A 20,298-nucleotide genomic window follows, 5' to 3' on the forward strand; every position below is an offset into this window, starting at 1 on the left:
TTTATTCACTCTCCTTTTTCACTTGTAAAATAGTACTATGCCTCTGTATAACAACGACTTTTTCTCCAGCATCAATAGGAGTATCCGAAATAGCTGTCCAAGTATCTCCATCCACTTTCACAATACCGTTCACTTCGCTTGTAATCGTTTGCATAACAATTCCCTTTTTACCAACAAGTTTATCTACTGTATCAGTAAAACCTTTTGCTTCTCGAAAGTTTTTAGAAATTCTTTTCGTAAAGAAAGTCAATGTTAAACTTACAATTGCCCCAACAACAACTTGTAAAAATAGTGCATCAGGAGCAAACAAAGCAATAAGACCTCCGACAACAGCTCCAATTCCAAGCCAAAGCATGTAAAACGTAATCGACAACATTTCTGCAATAAATAAAATACCCGCTATTATAAACCAAATCACCCATCCAGCCATATGCAACCCTCACTTTCTTTCTCATTTTCTATATGTATATGAAGAAAAGAATGGTTTATCCGCCCTTTCTCATAGAGGGGGCGTTTGCTACAAGCTATTATATGTATTCACTGTTACAACAAGCATTAATATAATGCTATATTAATATATTCTTCATTATACACGAAAACCCCTTTCAAAAAATGACAAAAAATTTAATTCTTTCAAAAATATATTTTTCTGATTATAATTTGAAAAATATTATTGATTTGAAGATGGGCTTCTTATTGCCGAAACGTTCACTAGCTTACTATTTAGGCTCCAAAATGTGTATTATCCTCGCTGACATTGTATACAACTAAATCAGCTACAATTACCGATATTTTCGATGTTCGTACTATTTATATTATCGCTTCTTTTCTTATTTTATGTTCTACTTGTTTGTCTTTTCGTTAATTAAAGCATCAGAGATTGCCAAAGAAAGAGATTTCTATTTAACATATTGTATCTAAGTGATTTATTTCTTATATAAGACTTCCAACTAAATAGTCCAATGAATTTATATCAACGATTTTTCAATTATATATATTACAACTTACAATATATCAACGATTCGATATGAGATATCGATTCCTCAAAAGAAATCGACAATACTTTTAGCTATTAATAAGAGCAGGCTGGCCTCCATAAATCCATTTCAGGCAACCTTCTCTCGTTTCTATTTACGATAAGTTTGGCATTTTTCTATGTTTTGTCGCTTGTTCAAAAGCATATGCTAGTTTAATTAATGCCCCTTCACTAAAAGCAGCACTTGCAAGAGTAATTCCAAAAGGCCTCCCATTATCCATATATCCCGCAGGCATTGCTATAGACGGATAACCTGCTTTCGCACATATAGTAGATCCTATATAAGAAGGGAACAGTATCGCATCCAGATTATATTTTTCCAACGCAAAATCAATACCTTGTTTTTGCGAAAAATATATATCTTCTAATCTTGCGTTTAAATATTCTGGATTTCTTAACGTATTAGGATAATCTTTTCTTCTTTCTAATTTAGTTTGTCCATATTTCAAAGCTCTTTCTGCTATGTTTTTATTAAACTCCATTAACTCCGAAATAGAATGTACTGGAATAGTAGAAGGTAATTTAGAAAGATAGTTATCCAAGCTGTGCTTCAGCTCATAAAGTGGAACTCCCCAACTCCATTCCCTATGAAAAGACGGAATATCAATATCTTCTACTACTGTCGCTCCCTCACTACGTAATACTTGGATCGTTTCCTCAAACAATTTTTCATCGTACTCACCATTTTCGGAATAATCTTTTGGCGCATTGCTATAAACACCAATCTTCGCTCCCTTTAAACCATTAGCATCAAGATAAGATGTATAATCTTGATATGCCATGCCTTCACTTTTATGAGTAGCTACATCTTTTTCATCCACCCCAGTTAGACTCCCTAGTAAAATAGCAGCATCTGTTACCGTTCTAGCAAACGGACCGGCTGTATCTTGAGAATATGTGAACGGAATAATTCCACTACGGCTAATTAAACCAACTGTCGGTTTAATACCTACTACAGAGTTTTGAACAGCTGGACTTAAAATAGAAGCATCTGTCTCTGTTCCAACGGATAATACAGTAAAGTTAGCAGCAACTGCAACGGCAGATCCTGTACTCGATCCACCAACAAACATATCATCCTTTCCTGTACCGTAAGGATTAATCGTTTGACCGCCTCTAGCGCTATATCCAGCCCACATTTCAAAAGACATTCCGTTTGCTAACTCTGTCATATTTGCTTTCCCTAGTATAATCGCACCTGCTTCTCGGAGCTTTTTAACAAGAAATGCATCTTCACTACTTATATTTTGTTCTAGAGCAATCGTACCAGCACTTGTATGCATCGAGTCATTCGTTTCAATATTATCCTTAAGTAAAACAGGTATACCATGTAATGGACCTCTTACACCTTTTGTCTTTCTTTCATAATCTAACGCTTCTGCAATAAAGATAGCATCTGGATTGATTTCTAAAATAGAATTGATTTTCGGTCCATCTTGGTCATACTTTGCGATTCTATGAAGATAATACATGACTAGTTCTTTTGAAGTTAACTTCCCAGCTTCCATTTCCTTTTGAATATCATGAATTGTTAATTCTTTTTGCAATAATGTATTAAACTGAATTTCCATTTTCATTCTCCTTTTATAAGCCCTTATATATATGACGTGTATCTATTACTTTTTCATTTTCTCCGCTCCTCGTATTAACAACTACTATCCCTATACAGGAATTCAACTCACCAGTTTAAAAACCTTTAATTTCCAGAGAAATAAAAAGAGTCTGAAACGAATACAATATCGCCTCAGACTCTTTTTATTATTTTACATATACCTCTTCTAACAAATGTAAAAACTCGCCTTGTTTACCTGCTAATTCAGGGCATTTGTTAATATCAATCCATTCATAACAAAATACTAAACCTTTGTCTTCCTCACCAGCACTTACTATATGTTCCCACGTATCTTTCACATCTGTTAATAATGAAATGTGGAAAAAATGACGTTTTTGATATTCCTTTTTTTCTTTCATATAAATAATGTAATCAGAAAGGAAGCGCTCGATACAAAAATGGCGTAGTCCTGACTCTTCTTGTACTTCACGTAAAATTGCTGCCTCTAACGTTTCGCCTTCATCTACCGTCCCGCCTGGAACTTGGATACCAGCCTCTCGTATATCACGATGTTTAAAAACGAGTAGTTGCATAGCCCCTTCTTTTTCTCTCGTAATATATGCATGTACCTTTTTCTTATATAACATCGTCATCTTAGCCCTCTCCCCTCAATTCATTACTGCGTTACTTCTTCAATCGTCAGTTGGTTTTCATATAAATATGTAGCTTGCGGATTCCCAACATACCGTACATGCCACGGTTCATAACGATAACCGGTAATCCCTTCTTTCTCTTTCGTATATCGAATAACAAAACCAAACTTATGGGCATTTTCAGAAAGCCACTTTCCTTCTTTCGTCTCCCCAAAAACAGTTTCTAGCTGAAATTTAGCAGATTGAGATGTAATATCCATAGCTAGTCCTGTTTGATGTTCACTCGTACCAGGGACTGCACTAGACATCGCTGTCTTTGCTTCTCCATCTTGTCTTTTATACATTGTATTTAATGCTTTTTGTCGATCAAAAGATCTAAATCCAGAGACTGCAAAAAGGAAAATCCGCTCATTATTGGCTTGCTGAAACATTTCCTCAAGTGCCACCGCTGCCTCTTTCCTCATCTTTTTCTTCTCTTGATCACCTTCACTAGAGTAACGTACTTTCGGAACAACTAAATCTGGCGGTCTATACCCATCTGGTAAACGCCTATTTTTATTCACAAGTACAAGCATCGAACTTGGATTACTAATGACTGCGATATCCCCATCCATATTAGCAATCGTTTCTTTAGCTTTCGGAAATATATTGTTTACATTTACTTCCTTCGCCTCTTGCTCCTTGTACATCTTATAATTTATTCCTGCTACTCCAATGATCAGTATCATTGCTACGATACCAAGTAGTGCCCATCTTTTTTTCATATAACGACCTCTTATTTTAATAATTTGGCCATTTCATACTCATCGATACCTTTTCCATCGATGATAAGAGCAGATTTTTTGACACCTTCTTGTTCAAATCCAATTTTGCTATATAGTGCCTGAGCTCTTGTATTGTGGGCCATTACCGTTAATTCTAAACGCCATACATCATGTAATCTTGCCCACTTCTCCACTTCTTTAAACAAACTCGTTCCAATACCTCGGCCACTATACTCTTGCAAAATACCAATTACAATGCCTGCCACATGTCTCTTTCTTTGAATATTATTTCCATTAACTAAAATAAACCCTACTATTCTCTCTTCTTCAACTGCTACAAATATTGTCGCATATTCATTTTCAATAAAACGGTGGACCATCTTTTCTTGTTGCTCTACTGTAGTTTTTCTTTCTCCTAGTTCGTATAACATAAATTTCGTTTCTTCGTCCAATTGCTTATTTAATTGCAAAAACGATGTTGCATCTTCTACTCGAATCTCTCGTATCACCTTGATCCCCTACCCATTCTGTTAGTTAAAAATTTTCCTTGTAAAAAGATTTTCTCTATTTTTGCGAAAATCCCTTTCTAATTCTCCTATTATAAATAGACAAATTTCGATATTACTATAGCAATTACAAATTATGTCTATAATGTGACATCTTATCATCCTCATTTCATGACAAACAAAAAACGTAAGCTGTACACTTACGTTTTCCCCCAATTGATGTAGGCTGATAACCATCGGCAATGCCTACCACTAATTCAAATTTCACTTTATCCATTCACTTTTTCTGCTTGCCAAAAATATTCACCAAATGCTTTAGCAAGTGCATCAATTGATCGATTTAATTCTTCCTCTGTATTATCTACCCCGCCAACTTCAATTAATATCGCTTGTCCTGATAGGTCTTGATTGTAGACTCCATTTCCTGTTTGGAATCCTTTTTGAATTACACCACGGCTCATTCCCGGATATTTCTTACTAATCGTCTCATGTAACGCAGTTGCTAATTGTAAGTTTTTTTCATAGTTTTTGTTACCTTTCCCAATTACAAAAGCAAGCTTAGCATATGATTTATCTCCAATTGTTTTTGTTGTTACATTTTTCCGTGCACTATCACGGTGTAAATCGAAGAAGTATTGTAATTCTTTATTACCAGCCATCGCTTCTTGTACAATTTCCCGTGACATTTTATAAGAACTAGTATCATTCAATCCTTTACTTATTAACTTTTGACCGACATTAGTCTTATCGTTAGTAGCACCTATCCCTTCACTTGCCAGTTGTTCACGAAAGCGATCTCCAACTATTGAAATATTCGTTACAGAACTCGTTGCTTTATTTGGATTAGGATCATTTGTTAAGTTAAGTAACGGCAAATAAGATTCCCAGCTATGTGAATGATATATAAATGCAACTTGTCTTTTTCCAGTCGTTTGAGCTGGTTGTTTTTTCTCTTTATTCGTATCAGGCTTTGGCGCTTGTCCACCTTCTCCAGTCCGTTCTTTCACTACTTCTTCAAGAGGAACACTCGACTCTATCGGTAAGTTAGAATAATTTGTTCCCTCACCTGCGATAACGATTTCTGTATCGTACTTACCAAAGCCAGGAAGCTCTTTCCCGACAAAACTACGTACATCATCAAAACGAATATTCGTAGCCATCGAAAAGAGGAATGAAGAAATAGAAAAGTCTTGATTCAAATTCCGGTACTCCTGTGTAAAATAATGATTCTCCTTCCCAATAACGTACATGTAACCATTCATTGATAACTCATTTAACCAATTATATAAATACGTTGACTTTGTCTCTTTCATGGAAGTTACCATTACACTAATAAGAAAGAAAGTCGCTAATACCGTAGTAATAATAAATATAATTAACTTGCGTACACTTGTTAATTTCACGTAAAAAAAGCCTCGATTCATACTATCACCCTCTCTATTTCAAGTTATGTACAAGCTCTAGAGAATAGACCGCTTAAATTCCGGCTATATTGTTAATGAGGTGAAATGAATTGAAGCTACTAATAGGAACATTACCAATCGTCTTATCATTTATTTTTTATTTGTTTGCTTTACATCCTAAAATTCGTATTGTGCTACATATTTCCGCATACTTAGCACTGTATGTACTCGGGACAATTATTTCTATTAATATATATGATGTTTTAATACAAAATTTAGTTTTCATGACAAGCATTCATGGAATTTTACTGAATCCATTTTTCCTTATTGCAGGAGCGTATATAGGAACATACACTTTATACTTACTTTTGTCTTACATTATTACAAATATAAAAAATGGAGCGTAATAAAATGCAACCACCGTTCATCTGTCATAAATGTAAAAAAAGAATAACGAGAAGGAAAGATCTTATTACCTCTACATGGCATTTCCGCTTTTATTTGTTTCACAACACTTGTTTCAAAAATCAGCAATTATTTGTCTCACGTTTTATTCCTATAAATACACTCTTTGGTTTCTTTCTTATTACATATGGGCTTATTGCTGGCAGCATTCTAATGTTCACGGAGCCCTCTATCAATTGGCTTATTTTTTGCTTCCTATTTTATATCGGTTTCTTTCCTATTATTACGTTGAACGTTTTTTCTGTAAATAACTAGTAGATTGACCTCTAGGAATGCTTAAACACTCCCATTCATTTTCTTTTAACATTTTACCAATGTAAATGATTTGTCCAATATGTAAAGCATAATGAGAAATTTGCCTTTCGATCGCTTGCATGACAGTGTGTTCTTCTCCGCGAATGTATACTTTCTGCAAAATCTGCTCTGCTGTTAAAGTATCCATCGTTTTAAAGACATACTCCCACCCTTCTTGCCACGCAGCAAGCGCTTCTTGTTTTGAATTGTACCCACCTTCAAATTCACCATCTCGGTTACGATCTATTTTTTCGCCATCAGACGTTAAAAATTCCGTCCATCTTGAACGCATATTACCATGTAAATGTTTAATAATAATCGCGATACTATTTGTCTCTTCATAAGCAGACCACATTATCTGTTCATAAGATAATTGAGAAAGTACACGTTCTCCTTGTTTTTGTGTTGCCTTGAAATTCGAAATGGCACATTGTAAATATTCTCGTCCGATATCCATGTTTACCCCTACCTTCACACTAACTAATTTTCGTTCCATTTGGCAATTCCATATTAGGCTGAAGCAACACAACATCACCAGCTTCAGGAACTCCACCTAATACAAGCACTTCCGATTTAAATCCAGCTACACGCTTTGGCGGAAAACTTACAACAGCAACAATTTGCTGACCGATTAAGTCTTCTGGATTATATCTCTTCGTAATTTGAGCACTTGACTGCTTGACCCCAAGCTCCCCAAAATCAATTTCTAGTTTAATCGCTGGCACTCTCGCTTCTTTAAATTCCTCTGCATGTGTTACAGTTCCAATTCGTAAATCCAAAGTCAAAAAATCTTCAAAACTAGCCATTTTATCAATCCTCCCAATTATTACTTAGACAAAACATAAAAATCCCCTTCAAAAAAGAAAGGCGCCTAGGCACCTTTCTTTTGTAACTCACTTGATTCATTTGATTTATAGAAGAAGAAACCGAGAACCCCGCCAATACATGCTGGGATTAACCATCCTATTCCTTCTTTATATAATGGTAACATTTGTAGTACATTTGAAACCCCGTCAATTTTTATGTTCGCACTTTCTAAGCCATTAAATAAACTAATTGACAATGCACCTAATATTGCACCAATATAAATTGTATTTCGCTTTCCAATCCATTTATGGAAATATGAAAGTACGATTAATACGATTGCAACTGGATAAATAATCATTAACACTGGTAAAGTGACTGCGATTAATTGTGTTAAACCTAAGTTAGATACAATTAAACTAAACACACATACCATTGTTACAATCGTTTTATGCGAAAGTTTTGGGAATACGTTTGTAAAGAAGCCCGCACAAGCAGATGTTAATCCAACAGAAGTTGTTAAACAAGCGAGTATAATAACAAGTCCTAATAAAATTTTACCACTTGTTCCATATAACTCATTTACAACATTCGTTAAAATAAGTCCACCATTCTCTGAGATCCCAAGTGATGTACTTGTTGAACCAAGATAAGCAAGTGATAAATAGATTAACGTTAAACCAAGTACAGCAATAATACCTGATACAATTGTTATTTTTGCAACTTGACTACTCTCTTTTATCCCTTTAGAGCGGATAACTTGTACAACGACAATTCCAAATACGAGCGCGCTAATTGCATCCATCGTTAAATATCCTTGAATAAATCCACCAAAGAAAGCATTTTCTTTGTATGCCGCTAGCGGTGCAGCTGGTTCTCCAATCGGATCAATAATTGCCTTTCCGACAATAACAGCAACAATCAATACTAACAATGGTGTAAGAAATTTCCCGAACCAATCCACTAATTTAGATGGATTTAATGATAAATACCACGTTATTCCGAAGAAAACTATAGTGAAAAGAAATAGCATGTACCACTCAGAAACCATTGTCTCTGATAGAAATGGCTTCATACCCATTTCAAATGAAACAGCTCCAGTACGCGGAATCGCGAAAAATGGTCCAATCGCTAAATAACTAATCAATGGGAAAATAAACGCAAATATAGGGTGAACTCTAGAAGACAGCGCTTTCAAGTCCCCCTCTACAAACGCGACAGCTGTTACAGCTAATAGGGGTAATCCGACTCCCGTTACAAGGAATCCAATTGTAGCAACCCAAACATTCTCTCCAGCTTGTTGACCTAAAACTGGTGGGAAAATTAAATTTCCTGCTCCTAAAAATAGTGCAAATAACATTAAACCAATCGCTACCGTATCACCTGGCCTTAAACGTCCCTTCATGCTTTTCATTTGCATAGCACTTTTTCATTGTTTATCTCTCTTTTCACAATATGCTATGCATCCTCCTCTCTGCTCAAGATGATAAAATATGCCCCTTACAAAGCAATGTCTTTCTCCATAATTTCTCCATTCCCCTTATTCTTACTCTAATTATTAATTTTTGATTTTTTTGAATATTCAAGTCATTAGAGTGTTATAACGTGGAGTTTAGTTGTCAGACCTCTTTGTTTTTATCACACATATAGTAACATATTTGGCTGAAAAATAAAAACATATTTTTAAATAGAATTTTTTGAAAATCAAAATTATCCACACATACCTCCTTTATTTATTTTATTACACAAATTTTTTTAGAAATTTACGATTTTTACATTTTATTATATTTGAATATTTTTATACGAAAGAAAGTAAAAGCCATCAAAAAATAAGATGGCTTTTACTTGTTAGTCTATCGTTTCAACTTCACGTGGATTATTCATCTCTTCAACATACACAACTCTAAATCCATGATCTTCTAAATCCTTTAGCAATGTTTCTAATTCACTATCTTCAAACTCTTCTCCCAATGTAAACATTATTCTACGTACTAATAAAGCATCATTATCAAAAGTCATTAAGCTTTGAATACCAGTGTATTTCTTTAGCACTGTCGATAATTTTTGAATGGCCCCATTATAATCTTGTGTTCCAATCATGACAGAATATTTACTAGAATGGACTCCCCATGCATCTTCTAATAACTCAAAAACTTTTTTATGCGTTAAAATCCCCAGGAAAACTCCTTTTTCATCAACTACTGATAAATAAGGTAATTTTTTTATTGTAAAAAATACTTTAAAGAACGAAGAATCTTCTCTCACATATCCTTCTTTATCATTTAATATTTGTACTACACTCTCTTCAAGTGAACCTTTATATTCTAAAATATCTACTTTATATATATTCCCTAAGTATTTCTCTTTTTTTTCATCTAAAACTGGTACACAACGATACCCAGTTTTATTTAAATGCTCCAGTGCTTCCCCTATCGTAATTGAACTTGAGCAAAATAACACTTCCCTTTTCGGCACATAATTTCCTTTAATCCTCATAAACAGCCTCCTTATGTTAAAATACTTTCTGTGCCATAACTATATTATATTTTCAGAAAAAAATAAATATATTATTTTATTTTTCTGAAAATTATTCATTTTTCCGTCATAATTTATTCATGAATCATTCACTTGTACTCTCTTCAGCATCAAAAATCCCTTCTGAATTCTGGATCACTTTACTGCATCATTGTACGGACCTAATTGCTTTTTAGAAAAACAATGATTTGTCTCCTTACTTTTCATTAACATATTTCCTTTTATAATTAAAAAATAGGTTGCTACTAGAAAATAGATCAGCCCTAATATCCAATCCAAATTTGTAGCTAGATTGTGTAAAAGAACATATCTCATATATGCATAACCAATCGGAACATGTAGTAATACAACCGCACCTAATCCCGGATTGTATATTGTTTTAGCTTTTATATTTGCAAAAATACCATGCCATATGAATTGAAAAAACCCCATTAAAATAGGTGCCATCCCAAGCCATATTATATTTTGAAAGAAAACCGGAAGTAAATAAAAAACATACGCAATCAAAATATTTATTACCATAGCAGATTGCGTATTTAATGGATAGCGATCTGGTATATCACTTTTAAATATAACTACATTAAACAGACCAGCGAAATAACCTGGCCAACGATACTCTTCAAATTGATGCACTAAAATGGCTACAAAACTTAACGCTAACAGTACATTTATTTCACTTATTTCTCCCAAATTCGCGACTAAACAAACAACGACAACAATAGCCACAACTAACCCTATATCATACCAATGCTTTCTAAAGAAACTAACCATCTCTATCACCCACTATCTCAATTTTTATAAAAATAGCGTTCAAATAGGAAATCAATCTGTTTTTCTATAGGCAGTACTCTTATATCTGCTCCTGATTCAAGAATTGGCATCATTAATGCTGGAAGAAAAATGGATCCAAATATTTGCACTGTCATCATCATTAAAATTTCCTGATCCGCTTCATTTGTTATTTCGCTCAAAATATTCTTCACTTTACTAAAACCTAGCCTCTTCAAAAAATCTCCATATTCGTATTGAGATGTAAATACCGTAGTTCCCATTGCAATAATCTTCCTGACTAACTCAGGATATTGCCGAATTACTAGTACATAATCAAATAAAAATATTTTTAATCTTTCTTTCGCTGGTACTGTAATATCATCTAAAATAGAAAAAGTGCCTTGGAAGCTAATTAACAAAACTTTAATCGCCTCACTAATCAACTTTTCTTTTGAACCAAAATGGTAATTTACAAGCGCAATATTTACATCTGACAATGATGCAATTTTCCTTATCGTTACCCTTTCAAAACCTTCGTTTTTAATTAACTCCAAGGTTGTATTTAAAATCTTTTCTTTCGTTGATATGTTTTCATTTCCCCCCAACTTATCTCCCCCTCTAGAATTTATCGATTAAACAATGATTTAAACACCGTTTAACTTTATGGTATCACTTTCCAATTTGAAAAATCAATTTAATCCTTTCGACATTTACCTACATTTCTTTTCATTCATCCCATACATAAAATAAATTTCTAAAAATAATTTAAAACTATCCATATACCAATAGGTAAAGAAAAATATATTGTAACTTCCCCTGAAAAAAGCTAAAATAAGAATAATAATTTTCTGAATATTCTAAGAGTAGGTGATTGTATGTCCTTATTGCGCTCACATATATGTAAATTTATAGCCGGTGTTTTGATTATTTTTGTCATAAGTCCCCTTCCAGCATTATTCATTACACATAATTACTCCTACTTAACTGGATTTGTAAGCATTTTTCATAATTTAGCACAGCCTTCTTCCATTTCAATTCCAACAATTGATTGGATGCATGAGCCTATCCTTTTCTCAGCAAATCAGCTTGTACATACACAAAATATACTACATATCTCTAACCATTCGTCACCACTGTTCCCCTACATATGGGAAATATATTTTTTATCAATCGTTCGTTTCACATTCACTCTTGTAATCGGTTTCTTTATAAGTCTAGGAATTGGCCATCTATTTTTAAAAGCACCAAACTCATTAAAAAAGTGTAGTTCTTTATTTCGCTGGATACCGTATTCTTTTGGCACTGTGATATTACAATGTTCAGTCCTATTATCACTTCTCTACATATCTAAATTCATAAAGTTTCCTTTCTTCTCTTCTTTTATCATCGTATGTAGCACTTCTATGATAATCGTTATGCAAGCAATTAAAAAATGGCTACCGTTCTTAAATACTACTAATGAATACGAAATAAAAAATTCATCTTTCCTTGTTGATACGTTATTTATTGCGCTTACTTCCAATCATAAATCTATTTTGAGTTCCATTATTCTTTCATTCGTTTTTATGGAATGTATTTTTCATACAAACGGACTATTACAATTTATCGTCCAATTTGGTAGAAATGCACCTATAGTTGTCACAATTGGTTTATTACTACTTTATATTCCATATAGCATCTTATCGTTTCTCCAAGCTTTATGGACAACAAACCACTCTAAACAAAACACGTATACTTTAACTAGAAGTATTTCGAAACCATAACATAGAATAACCGTCTACTTAAATTAAAAGTAGACGGTTATTCCTATTATATAGAGGACAAAATAACAGCAAATTAAAAAACTACTATAGAAACCTACCATTATTTACCCATTTTCTTTGACTAATCTTTTCATTTGGATTTATTATAAAAGTATAACATAATTACAGGAGGTGACATCTTTATTCCAAATTAGGAATAAAGAACACACTTGGACATATTAAATATTTTTCTCATCTTTATACTTATCCTTATTTCTGGTTTTTTCGTTGCTTCAGAATTCGCTGTCGTAAAAGTACGAAAAAGTCGAATTGACCAGCTTGCTAATGAAGGTAATAAACAAGCATTAGCTGCAAGAAGCGTTTTATCTAACTTAGACGTTTATTTATCCGCTTGTCAGCTTGGCATTACTATCACCTCTTTAGGACTTGGTTGGCTTGGTGAACCAACTGTGGAACATTTACTGCGACCACTATTTGAAAAAATCAATATTACTGGAACAATGGCTAACACGTTATCCTTTATTATTGCTTTTAGTGTGATTACTTTTTTCCATGTTGTATTAGGCGAGTTAGTTCCTAAGTCTTTCGCAATCCAAAAAGCTGAAGCAATCACATTAAAATTTGCAAAACCACTTATTTTATTTGATAAAATTATGTATCCGTTCATTTGGCTTCTCAATAGTGCAGCTATATTTTTCACAAAATTACTCGGTTTAGAGCCTGCGAAAGAAAATGAACTTGCCCATTCCGAAGAAGAACTACGACTCATTTTAGGTGAAAGCTATAAAAGCGGCGAAATTAATCAAACCGAATATAAATATGTAAATAATATTTTTGAATTTGATGATCGTGTTGCTAAAGAAATTATGGTACCTAGAACTGAAATGGTTTGTTTATCTACTGAAAATACGTTAGAAGAAAATATGAAAATCGTTGCAACTGAAAAGTATACACGTTATCCTATTATTGAAAAGGATAAAGATGATATTATCGGAATGATAAATACGAAAGAGATTTTTCATAATCAAACAAAAGGCATTTACAAACCACTTGATGCCTACATACATCCTGTTTTAACTGTATTTGAAACAGTTCCCATTCGTAAAACGTTAATACACCTCCAAAAGAACCGCGTACAAATGGCGATTGTTATGGATGAATACGGCGGAACTGCTGGCCTTTTAACGATGGAGGATATTCTTGAAGAAATTATCGGAGAAATTCAAGATGAATTTGACGCAGACGAATCACCAATGATTGAAAAGCGTACTCCTAGGCTTACTGTTTTAGATGGGAAAGTACTCATTTCTGAAGTAAATGATATGTTTGGCCTACATATCGATGAAAGTGATTTAGATACAATTGGTGGTTGGCTTCTCTCTCAATCAATTGATTTAAATATTGAGGCTGGCTATTCAGTTGAATATGATGGTTTTCAATTTAAAGCATTAGAACTTGATGGGCATCAAATTAAAAAGATTGCTGTACATAAATTAGATACTACAAAGGAGCTATAAAGTGACTGTTTTACTAACAATTTGTATCATTGCTTGTTTCATTGTTTCATTTCTTGCCTTTATATACCCCATTATCCCTGGCATCCTTGCCGTATGGGCTGGCTATTTCATTTATCATTTTGGAATAAACGGCGGAGAGTTAACGACATCTTTTTGGATTATTCAAGTCATTTTTACACTCTTCATTTTCGTTGCTGACTTTATTGCAAATGGATACTTCCTAAAAAAATACGGAAGTACAAAATCGGGCGAACGTGTTGGTATGGTTTCTATCATTGTCGGATCGTTCTTCTTCCCACCATTCGGGCTTATTATCATACCGTTCTTATCTGTATTTATTACGGAACTAATGCATAAAAAGGCGCCAAAAGACGCCCTTTTAGTCGGAATTGCAACTGTTGTCGGTTTTTTAAGTAGTACAGTAGCCAAGGCCATTCTCCAAATCATTATGATTATCATCTTTGTATGCTATATCATTTTTTAGCCATCCCTATTTTGGGATGGTTTTTTAATATGAAATACCTACTCGGCTTTTCTCGTATAAGCTTTTATTACGTAAACTCCATGTAAACTGAGCTGTATCACCAACTGTGATTTTCGATCCATCTGTTGGCAACATATCTTGTTCAGTTCGATATACACCGGTTACATCACCATCTATTAAATGCGTCGGACAAACAACAGTCCAACATAGTTTACTATTATTCAGCGCTTCATAAGCAGCTAAATGATCTTCCGCAGCTGTTGTCATTTTTCTTTTCGATTCTTTTGATTGGAAACGATATATACTTGGGTTTGTTCGTGCTTGTAAAATACCAGCAGTTCCTATTGTAACAATTTTCTTTATGCCCTCTTCTTCCATTTGCTTTATAATAATCGGTACACTCTTCTCTAACGTCCCATTCCGATCAGTTCCAAGAGCACTAATTACAATATCACATCCTTTAATCGCTTCCTTTATATCATCTCCGCTTAATACATTTCCCTTAATAACTTGCAACCTTTCATGCTCTGTTTCCACTCTACTCAAATCACGAACTAATACCGTTACTTCATATGAATCTTGTAATGCCAATTTCATAATGTGTGATCCTACTCTACCTGTCGCTCCTAATATGCATACTTTCATATATTATCCCCTCTTCCATTCTTTCTCTCTATTTTTCCGCAAAACTTACAAATATACAACAAAAAAGCTCCCTCGTATATGTGAGGAAGCTCTGTTATCCATTTATCCCGCATTAACGGGCAGTAAATTCGGCGAATGCGAGGAAATTAGGTGGGAGATAACTGCCCGTAAATGCCCGATTGGTGTGGGCTAATAATCAGTGGGGATGGACAAAATCCCCACTGATTAAAGTTTCACTTTATTTCTTTTCTTTCGAATCAGAAGATTTTTCTGTTCCACTTGTTTCTTTATCTTTCTTTTCATCTTGCTGCGAAGTTGTGTCATCCTCTTTCTTTTTATCCTCATCTTTACTACAACCTACCATTAATAAAGAACTTGCAAGTGCCATAGCAGTTAATGACTTAACCCATTTGTTCATTTGCGTTTCCTCCCTTTGATAGAATATGTACAATCCCATATTACTCTTTTTTTTTAAAGGAAAGATTTAAAAACAGTAAAGATATTGTAAACTTTTGTAAATACTCTGATAACACAACTGGTTTTTCTCAATTCTTCTAATTGAGCCTTTCATTAGACATAAAAAAACTAAGACGCCTTTCATTCCGTCTTAGTTTTTCACGCAAACTTCTCACTTTCATTTTCATATAAATGTTTAATTTTATATTCCTTCTTCACAACATATTGCCAAACACTATAAGCATAACGATTCATTTTTACAAAACAATTTTCCAAGAAAGAACGAAACTCTGGGTTCGCAACTTCCACTGCAACTTGAGCAAACTTTAATGCTAATCGTTTCAAATGTGAAATATAACAAATAGCAATCCCAATATCCCCTGTATACTCATTATCTGTTTCCCTATCCATTTCAGTAAATTCCGGCCACATTTGTTTACAAGTTATATGTTGTATATTTTCTCCTTCTTGAAAATTCACTTGTTCATTATATGCTTGTAACATATACGGCAAATGATGCTGTAATATATCCTTTAATTCTTCATCTCGAACCTTGCTCGTGTATTCCCCAACTTTATATATAAGTGTGTAACTATATGTCATCAATTCTTTCATACAATCCATTAAAGCGCCTCCCTTCCTATTTCATCTCTATACTATAAATATGATGCGATAACATTTGATATTCTTGCTAGAAACCAATCCCATCTACTAATTTTCTCAAAATCTTCTTCAGAAAATCGTTTTGATTTATGAAAGTCTTCTTTTAATCGACTCCATACGTCAGCAACGACTGTCTTATCATATATGAAACAGTTAGATTCGTTATTTAAGTAAAAACTTCTATTATCAAAATTTGCTGTACCAATATCAACCATTTCCTCATCGATGATTGTTACTTTCCCATGAAAAAATCCATTTCGATATTGATAAATCTCCGCTCCAGCATCTAACATGTCTTTCAAATAAGGATAGGCAGCCTGTTTTAGCAATACTGCATCACTTTTAAATGGGACGAGGATTTTTACATGTACACCACGATTTAATGCATCTTTCAGCCCCTTCACCATTTCTTTACTCGGTACAAAATATGGTGTAGCGATAATTAAAGAATGTTTTGCCTTCTTTAAAAACGCTCCATACTCCTTCCATAAACCTTTTCCATTCGAAAATACGTATTGATATTTTACATTTCCTTGTACAGGTAACTCATGGTGTATAGGAAACTTTTCTCCCGTATCTTCTTGCCAATCTTCCGCAAACTTCCGTTCCATATCAGTAGCTCCATTCCCTTCGATGCGTACATGATAATCACGCCACGGACCAAATTTAGGATCCTGTCCAAGATATTCCTTTCCAATATTGAGGCCACCAATGTACGAAACTTTCCCATCTATAGTAACAATGCGTCTATGATTACGTTGATGCAAAGAATAAAATAAGTTTTTTAATTTAGGTTTTTTACTAAATGTAAACTTCACGCCTTTTTCTTTTAATTGATTAATTATCTTTTTCTTAAGCTTATATCCGCCAATGCGGTCTACTGACAATTTCACATCTACTCCGCTAGATGCTTTTTTCTCTAATAACTGTAAAAACTTTTGGCTTACTTCATCTTTTCCTACAATATAAAAATGAATATACACATTCTTTTCTGCACGATTTATATCCTCAAATAAACTTTTATATAACTCATCACCGTTCGTATATACTTGAAAATCCCCTGATCGGATTTTTTCTAATTCATATCCACTAGCCATTTTCTTCCCCATTTCCACATCAACGTTCATCCATATGAATACACCTATAAAACAAATTATTACAATTAAAAAGCGCTTCATGGATACGTTCCTTTCTCTAACTACTGTTATTCCTATATCTTTCCTTTTTTAAAACATTATCATACAAAAAATATGTCATTGCATGATATACGTCCATATCAAACAGGAGCTCATCTGCATATTGTATGTTGTATCTTAAAATAAAAGGAGGAAATAACAATGGGCTTCGCACATGGTAATGGATTTGCGCTACTAGTCGTATTATTTATCCTCTTAATTATCGTCGGTGCTGCTTGCTTCTGCTAAGCAGTTATTGTAGTACGATATGGGGATGAAAAAACTATAAAAGCGGACACCTATTTTTAGGTGTCCGCTTTTCATTTCAAAAATCTCCTAACCTATTACAAAATAGTACCACTAGGAAAATATTTTACATCAAAAAGTTAGCAGTGTAGCTACCTTCTTACTCTCTGCCTTACGAATATGGCGCTGTTCTGCACGTAACACAGCAATTCGATGCAATTCTTTCTCCTCTTCTGTCTCAGGGATAACACGCGGTACAGGAACTGGATTATTCTCCTTACTAAGCGCAACAAAAGTAACGAATGAAGTTGCTGCTACACGTTTTTTACCTGAAATTAAATCTTCTGCTACTACTTTCACAAATATCTCCATAGAAGTTCTTCCCGTCCAAATTACGAAAGATTCATAACTAACACAATCTGAAGAACGTACTGGATGTAAGAAATCTACCCAATCCATAGACGCTGTGACACATTCCATTCTCGAGTGTCTCGTTGCTGAAATTGAAGCAACCATATCCATCTCCGCCAATATCTTTCCACCAAATAGCGTGTTATGATCATTTAAATCCGTTGGAAATACTCGACTCGTTTTAAACACCCTTGATTCATTAGCTGTTTTACCCTTTACTTCAGTCATTGTTATCACCCCTTTAATTATTTATCCCTAATATCCCAATATACACTACACCTCATGAACTACACGTTTAATATTAACAATTTTTAGAACTTTTAGTCCATAAAAAAGAACCGATTTTATCAATCGGCTCCTCTAAATACATATTGTTCTTTCGGCTGTTCAACTTTATTCCATTTCGTTACTTCTAACACTGGAATATTCGCATGAAACGGCTGATAAAATTCAGTTGAAATTTCTCCCTCTATCTGAATCCAATCATCATTTTTCCACTCTACACCTTCTGGTTTTTTAACTAACATACCATATACACCCGAATCGGCAACACAATGTATAATGCCGAAACGGAATAAGAAATATTGTTCCTTTTTAGAAGAATCATCTCGGAAAACAAATCCTTTATAAGACAGGGTTTTACCAGTAAATTCACCAGGATAATTATAAATTGTCTCCATACCCTTTAAGAAATCTTCATCTTTTAAAGTGATATTGTCTTTCGTTACAAACTCTTTCTTCCCTTTTTCCATTACACCACGGTATCCTTCTTTCCCGTAATAAATGCTCGTGTCAGGTCTTAGAAATTGCCTTGTCATAAATGGATCTTTACTTTCTGCTTGCGCTACTGGAAAATGGAATCCCTTCGCCTTAACAATATCGGAATCTAATGTTGCAATTGGGAAAAACAATCCTGTAATGATTGGAAAACAGAATAACGTGTAAGAAAACACTTTTTTCCACCATGTATTCTCATCTTTCGAATGATCATGCCCACAATGACTATGATCACAACTACAATCATGTTTCTCTTTTTCTTTTTGATGTTCTTTTTGGAAAACGATAATAATTTGTACAATCGTTAAGAAACCTAAAATAATAGCTGCAGTTTTTGATAAATAGGCGTACTTCATATTTATATACTTCGTAATATTACCGGAAATATGAAGCTGTCCAATTAAAATTGTAAAGCCTAATAATATATATGCTCGAAACATAACCTACCACCCCATCGCATAAATGAGTAGTGAGCTTGCATAAACAACAAGTGTAACTGTAACCGTCACAACAATTACAAATTTTGTTTTAAATGTCGCAAGCATCATAAACATATTTTTAATATCCACCATCGGTCCATATACGAGGAACGCGACAAGTGACGCTGTTGAAAATGTACTTTGGAATGACGAAGCAATAAACGCATCCGCTTCTGAACAAAGTGATAATATGTAAGCAAGCCCCATCATAACAGCTGGTGAAGAGAACGGCCCTTGTCCTATAGCAAGAAGTGTTGAAGTTTGTACGAACGTTTGAACTGCCGCTGCAATTAACGCACCTAATACTAAATATTTTCCCATCGAGAAAAATTCCTCAACAGCATGCGTACATACATCCCACATTTTTTTACGTAATGGACGCTTATGATTCACTTCTGGGAAGTGATCATCTCGTAATTGATGTTCTTTAAACATAAATGATAATATAATTCCAACGATAATTGCTACGATAATCGCTACAATAGAACGATACCATACCATGTGCATACTACTTCCAAAGGCAACGTATGTTGCAAATAATACGACTGGATTAATGATTGGTCCAGTTAACATAAATGCAATCCCGGCATAGGGCGGAACCCCTTTTCCGATTAATCGCCTTACAATCGGAACGATTCCACATTCACAGCCCGGAAACATCATCCCTAAAAAAGTAGCCATTAAAACAGACAGAAATCGATTTTTCGGCATCCATTTTGCTACCATATCTTCTGTTACAAACATTTGAATGAATCCTGAAATAAATACACCAATGAGCACAAAAGGAAGTGCTTCGATCAATATGGAGATAAAAATTGTATTCATTTGCAGGAATGCTTTCGGTAATTGAAACAATTCCATGATGTATTTCCTCCAACTTTTCATTAACAATATGTAAT

The 20,298-nt window shown here is 34.0% G+C and carries 24 protein-coding genes and 1 pseudogene; 6 read left to right on the forward strand and 19 right to left on the reverse strand.

The features are described from left to right. Position 1: 1 nt before the first annotated feature. The 6 genes from AC1DS7_RS06685 to spoIIP all read right to left on the reverse strand — a co-directional run bounded on the left by AC1DS7_RS06685 (position 2) and on the right by spoIIP (position 5,935). Complete coding sequence (locus tag AC1DS7_RS06685) at positions 2 to 430, reverse strand: NfeD family protein (protein ID WP_002012470.1); 429 nt, start codon at positions 428 to 430, stop codon at positions 2 to 4. 701 nt (positions 431 to 1,131) lie between these two features. Continuing rightward, positions 1,132 to 2,607 carry an amidase family protein gene (locus AC1DS7_RS06690; RefSeq protein ID WP_016102163.1) on the reverse strand — a complete coding sequence of 492 codons (1,476 nt, stop codon included), beginning with the start codon at positions 2,605 to 2,607 and terminating at the stop codon, positions 1,132 to 1,134. A gap of 187 nt (positions 2,608 to 2,794) precedes the next feature. Beyond that, entirely contained in the window at positions 2,795 to 3,241 is a 447-nt protein-coding gene (locus AC1DS7_RS06695; protein WP_002141412.1) for an NUDIX hydrolase, read from the reverse strand. 23 nt (positions 3,242 to 3,264) lie between these two features. Further along, positions 3,265 to 4,005, reverse strand: coding sequence for a M15 family metallopeptidase (locus AC1DS7_RS06700; protein WP_002031537.1), 741 nt, complete (start codon positions 4,003 to 4,005; stop codon positions 3,265 to 3,267). Positions 4,006 to 4,016: 11 nt separating this feature from the next. Further along, positions 4,017 to 4,514 carry a GNAT family N-acetyltransferase gene (locus tag AC1DS7_RS06705; protein WP_002141410.1) on the reverse strand — a complete coding sequence of 166 codons (498 nt, stop codon included), beginning with the start codon at positions 4,512 to 4,514 and terminating at the stop codon, positions 4,017 to 4,019. A 266-nt stretch (positions 4,515 to 4,780) separates the two neighbouring features. Beyond that, a complete protein-coding gene (spoIIP, locus tag AC1DS7_RS06710; protein WP_201067007.1) occupies positions 4,781 to 5,935 on the reverse strand; it encodes a stage II sporulation protein SpoIIP in 1,155 nt (384 codons plus the stop codon). Between the two features lie 89 nt (positions 5,936 to 6,024). Here spoIIP and AC1DS7_RS06715 point away from each other — a divergent pair, with 89 nt between their 5' ends. Both AC1DS7_RS06715 and AC1DS7_RS06720 read left to right on the forward strand, forming a co-directional pair. After that, positions 6,025 to 6,321: a hypothetical protein gene (locus tag AC1DS7_RS06715; RefSeq protein ID WP_002012463.1), complete on the forward strand. Its 297-nt coding sequence runs from the start codon at positions 6,025 to 6,027 to the stop codon at positions 6,319 to 6,321. A 4-nt stretch (positions 6,322 to 6,325) separates the two neighbouring features. Next, positions 6,326 to 6,630: pseudogene (locus AC1DS7_RS06720) on the forward strand (permease). Here AC1DS7_RS06720 and AC1DS7_RS06725 read toward each other — a convergent pair. From AC1DS7_RS06725 to AC1DS7_RS06750, 6 genes are all read right to left on the reverse strand, one after another. Then, positions 6,603 to 7,169 carry a DUF1572 domain-containing protein gene (locus AC1DS7_RS06725; protein ID WP_002165929.1) on the reverse strand — a complete coding sequence of 189 codons (567 nt, stop codon included), beginning with the start codon at positions 7,167 to 7,169 and terminating at the stop codon, positions 6,603 to 6,605. The pseudogene AC1DS7_RS06720 and the gene AC1DS7_RS06725 overlap by 28 nt on opposite strands. Then, complete coding sequence (gene csaA, locus AC1DS7_RS06730) at positions 7,150 to 7,479, reverse strand: chaperone CsaA (RefSeq protein ID WP_215588967.1); 330 nt, start codon at positions 7,477 to 7,479, stop codon at positions 7,150 to 7,152. The genes AC1DS7_RS06725 and csaA overlap by 20 nt, the downstream gene beginning before the upstream one ends. Positions 7,480 to 7,544: 65 nt before the next feature. Then, entirely contained in the window at positions 7,545 to 8,882 is a 1,338-nt protein-coding gene (brnQ4, locus tag AC1DS7_RS06735; protein WP_431182189.1) for a branched-chain amino acid transport system II carrier protein BrnQ4, read from the reverse strand. Between the two features lie 443 nt (positions 8,883 to 9,325). Next, entirely contained in the window at positions 9,326 to 9,973 is a 648-nt protein-coding gene (cbpA, locus tag AC1DS7_RS06740) for a cyclic di-AMP binding protein CbpA (protein WP_002012458.1), read from the reverse strand. Positions 9,974 to 10,147: 174 nt separating this feature from the next. Then, a complete protein-coding gene (locus AC1DS7_RS06745) occupies positions 10,148 to 10,792 on the reverse strand; it encodes an HXXEE domain-containing protein (RefSeq protein WP_476998868.1) in 645 nt (214 codons plus the stop codon). 8 nt (positions 10,793 to 10,800) lie between these two features. After that, a complete protein-coding gene (locus AC1DS7_RS06750) occupies positions 10,801 to 11,388 on the reverse strand; it encodes a TetR/AcrR family transcriptional regulator (protein WP_002012456.1) in 588 nt (195 codons plus the stop codon). A gap of 270 nt (positions 11,389 to 11,658) precedes the next feature. Here AC1DS7_RS06750 and AC1DS7_RS06755 point away from each other — a divergent pair, with 270 nt between their 5' ends. From AC1DS7_RS06755 to AC1DS7_RS06765, 3 genes are all read left to right on the forward strand, one after another. Continuing rightward, entirely contained in the window at positions 11,659 to 12,546 is an 888-nt protein-coding gene (locus AC1DS7_RS06755) for a hypothetical protein (protein WP_002189374.1), read from the forward strand. Between the two features lie 209 nt (positions 12,547 to 12,755). Then, positions 12,756 to 14,063, forward strand: a complete 1,308-nt coding sequence (locus tag AC1DS7_RS06760; RefSeq protein WP_002086044.1) for a hemolysin family protein — start codon at positions 12,756 to 12,758, stop codon at positions 14,061 to 14,063. A gap of 1 nt (position 14,064) precedes the next feature. Continuing rightward, positions 14,065 to 14,547 (forward strand): DUF456 domain-containing protein, encoded by a 483-nt coding sequence (locus AC1DS7_RS06765; RefSeq protein WP_000217328.1) that lies wholly within the window; start codon positions 14,065 to 14,067, stop codon positions 14,545 to 14,547. A 24-nt stretch (positions 14,548 to 14,571) separates the two neighbouring features. On the opposite strand, the gene AC1DS7_RS06770 is transcribed toward AC1DS7_RS06765, so the two are convergent. The 4 genes from AC1DS7_RS06770 to cls form a co-directional block, all read right to left on the reverse strand. Then, the gene (locus AC1DS7_RS06770; protein WP_002086047.1) at positions 14,572 to 15,192 is read right to left on the reverse strand and encodes an NAD(P)-dependent oxidoreductase; all 621 of its coding nucleotides are present in this window, start codon (positions 15,190 to 15,192) and stop codon (positions 14,572 to 14,574) included. 238 nt (positions 15,193 to 15,430) lie between these two features. Continuing rightward, a complete protein-coding gene (locus AC1DS7_RS06775) occupies positions 15,431 to 15,610 on the reverse strand; it encodes a hypothetical protein (protein WP_002086048.1) in 180 nt (59 codons plus the stop codon). Positions 15,611 to 15,807: 197 nt separating this feature from the next. Then, positions 15,808 to 16,272: a spore coat protein gene (locus AC1DS7_RS06780; protein WP_002012450.1), complete on the reverse strand. Its 465-nt coding sequence runs from the start codon at positions 16,270 to 16,272 to the stop codon at positions 15,808 to 15,810. Between the two features lie 32 nt (positions 16,273 to 16,304). After that, a complete protein-coding gene (gene cls, locus AC1DS7_RS06785) occupies positions 16,305 to 17,489 on the reverse strand; it encodes a cardiolipin synthase (RefSeq protein WP_476998869.1) in 1,185 nt (394 codons plus the stop codon). A gap of 159 nt (positions 17,490 to 17,648) precedes the next feature. Here cls and AC1DS7_RS06790 point away from each other — a divergent pair, with 159 nt between their 5' ends. Then, a complete protein-coding gene (locus tag AC1DS7_RS06790) occupies positions 17,649 to 17,735 on the forward strand; it encodes a YjcZ family sporulation protein (protein WP_000505094.1) in 87 nt (28 codons plus the stop codon). Positions 17,736 to 17,864: 129 nt separating this feature from the next. On the opposite strand, the gene AC1DS7_RS06795 is transcribed toward AC1DS7_RS06790, so the two are convergent. From AC1DS7_RS06795 to AC1DS7_RS06805, 3 genes are all read right to left on the reverse strand, one after another. Further along, on the reverse strand, positions 17,865 to 18,371 hold the full coding sequence (locus tag AC1DS7_RS06795; RefSeq protein ID WP_002012448.1) for an acyl-CoA thioesterase: 507 nt from the start codon (positions 18,369 to 18,371) through the stop codon (positions 17,865 to 17,867). A 119-nt stretch (positions 18,372 to 18,490) separates the two neighbouring features. Beyond that, on the reverse strand, positions 18,491 to 19,360 hold the full coding sequence (locus AC1DS7_RS06800) for a TIGR03943 family putative permease subunit (RefSeq protein ID WP_002012447.1): 870 nt from the start codon (positions 19,358 to 19,360) through the stop codon (positions 18,491 to 18,493). 3 nt (positions 19,361 to 19,363) lie between these two features. Then, entirely contained in the window at positions 19,364 to 20,260 is an 897-nt protein-coding gene (locus tag AC1DS7_RS06805) for a permease (RefSeq protein WP_000418724.1), read from the reverse strand. Between the last annotated feature and the right edge of the window lie 38 nt (positions 20,261 to 20,298).

Source organism: Bacillus sp. P4_E1, assembly GCF_056401715.1.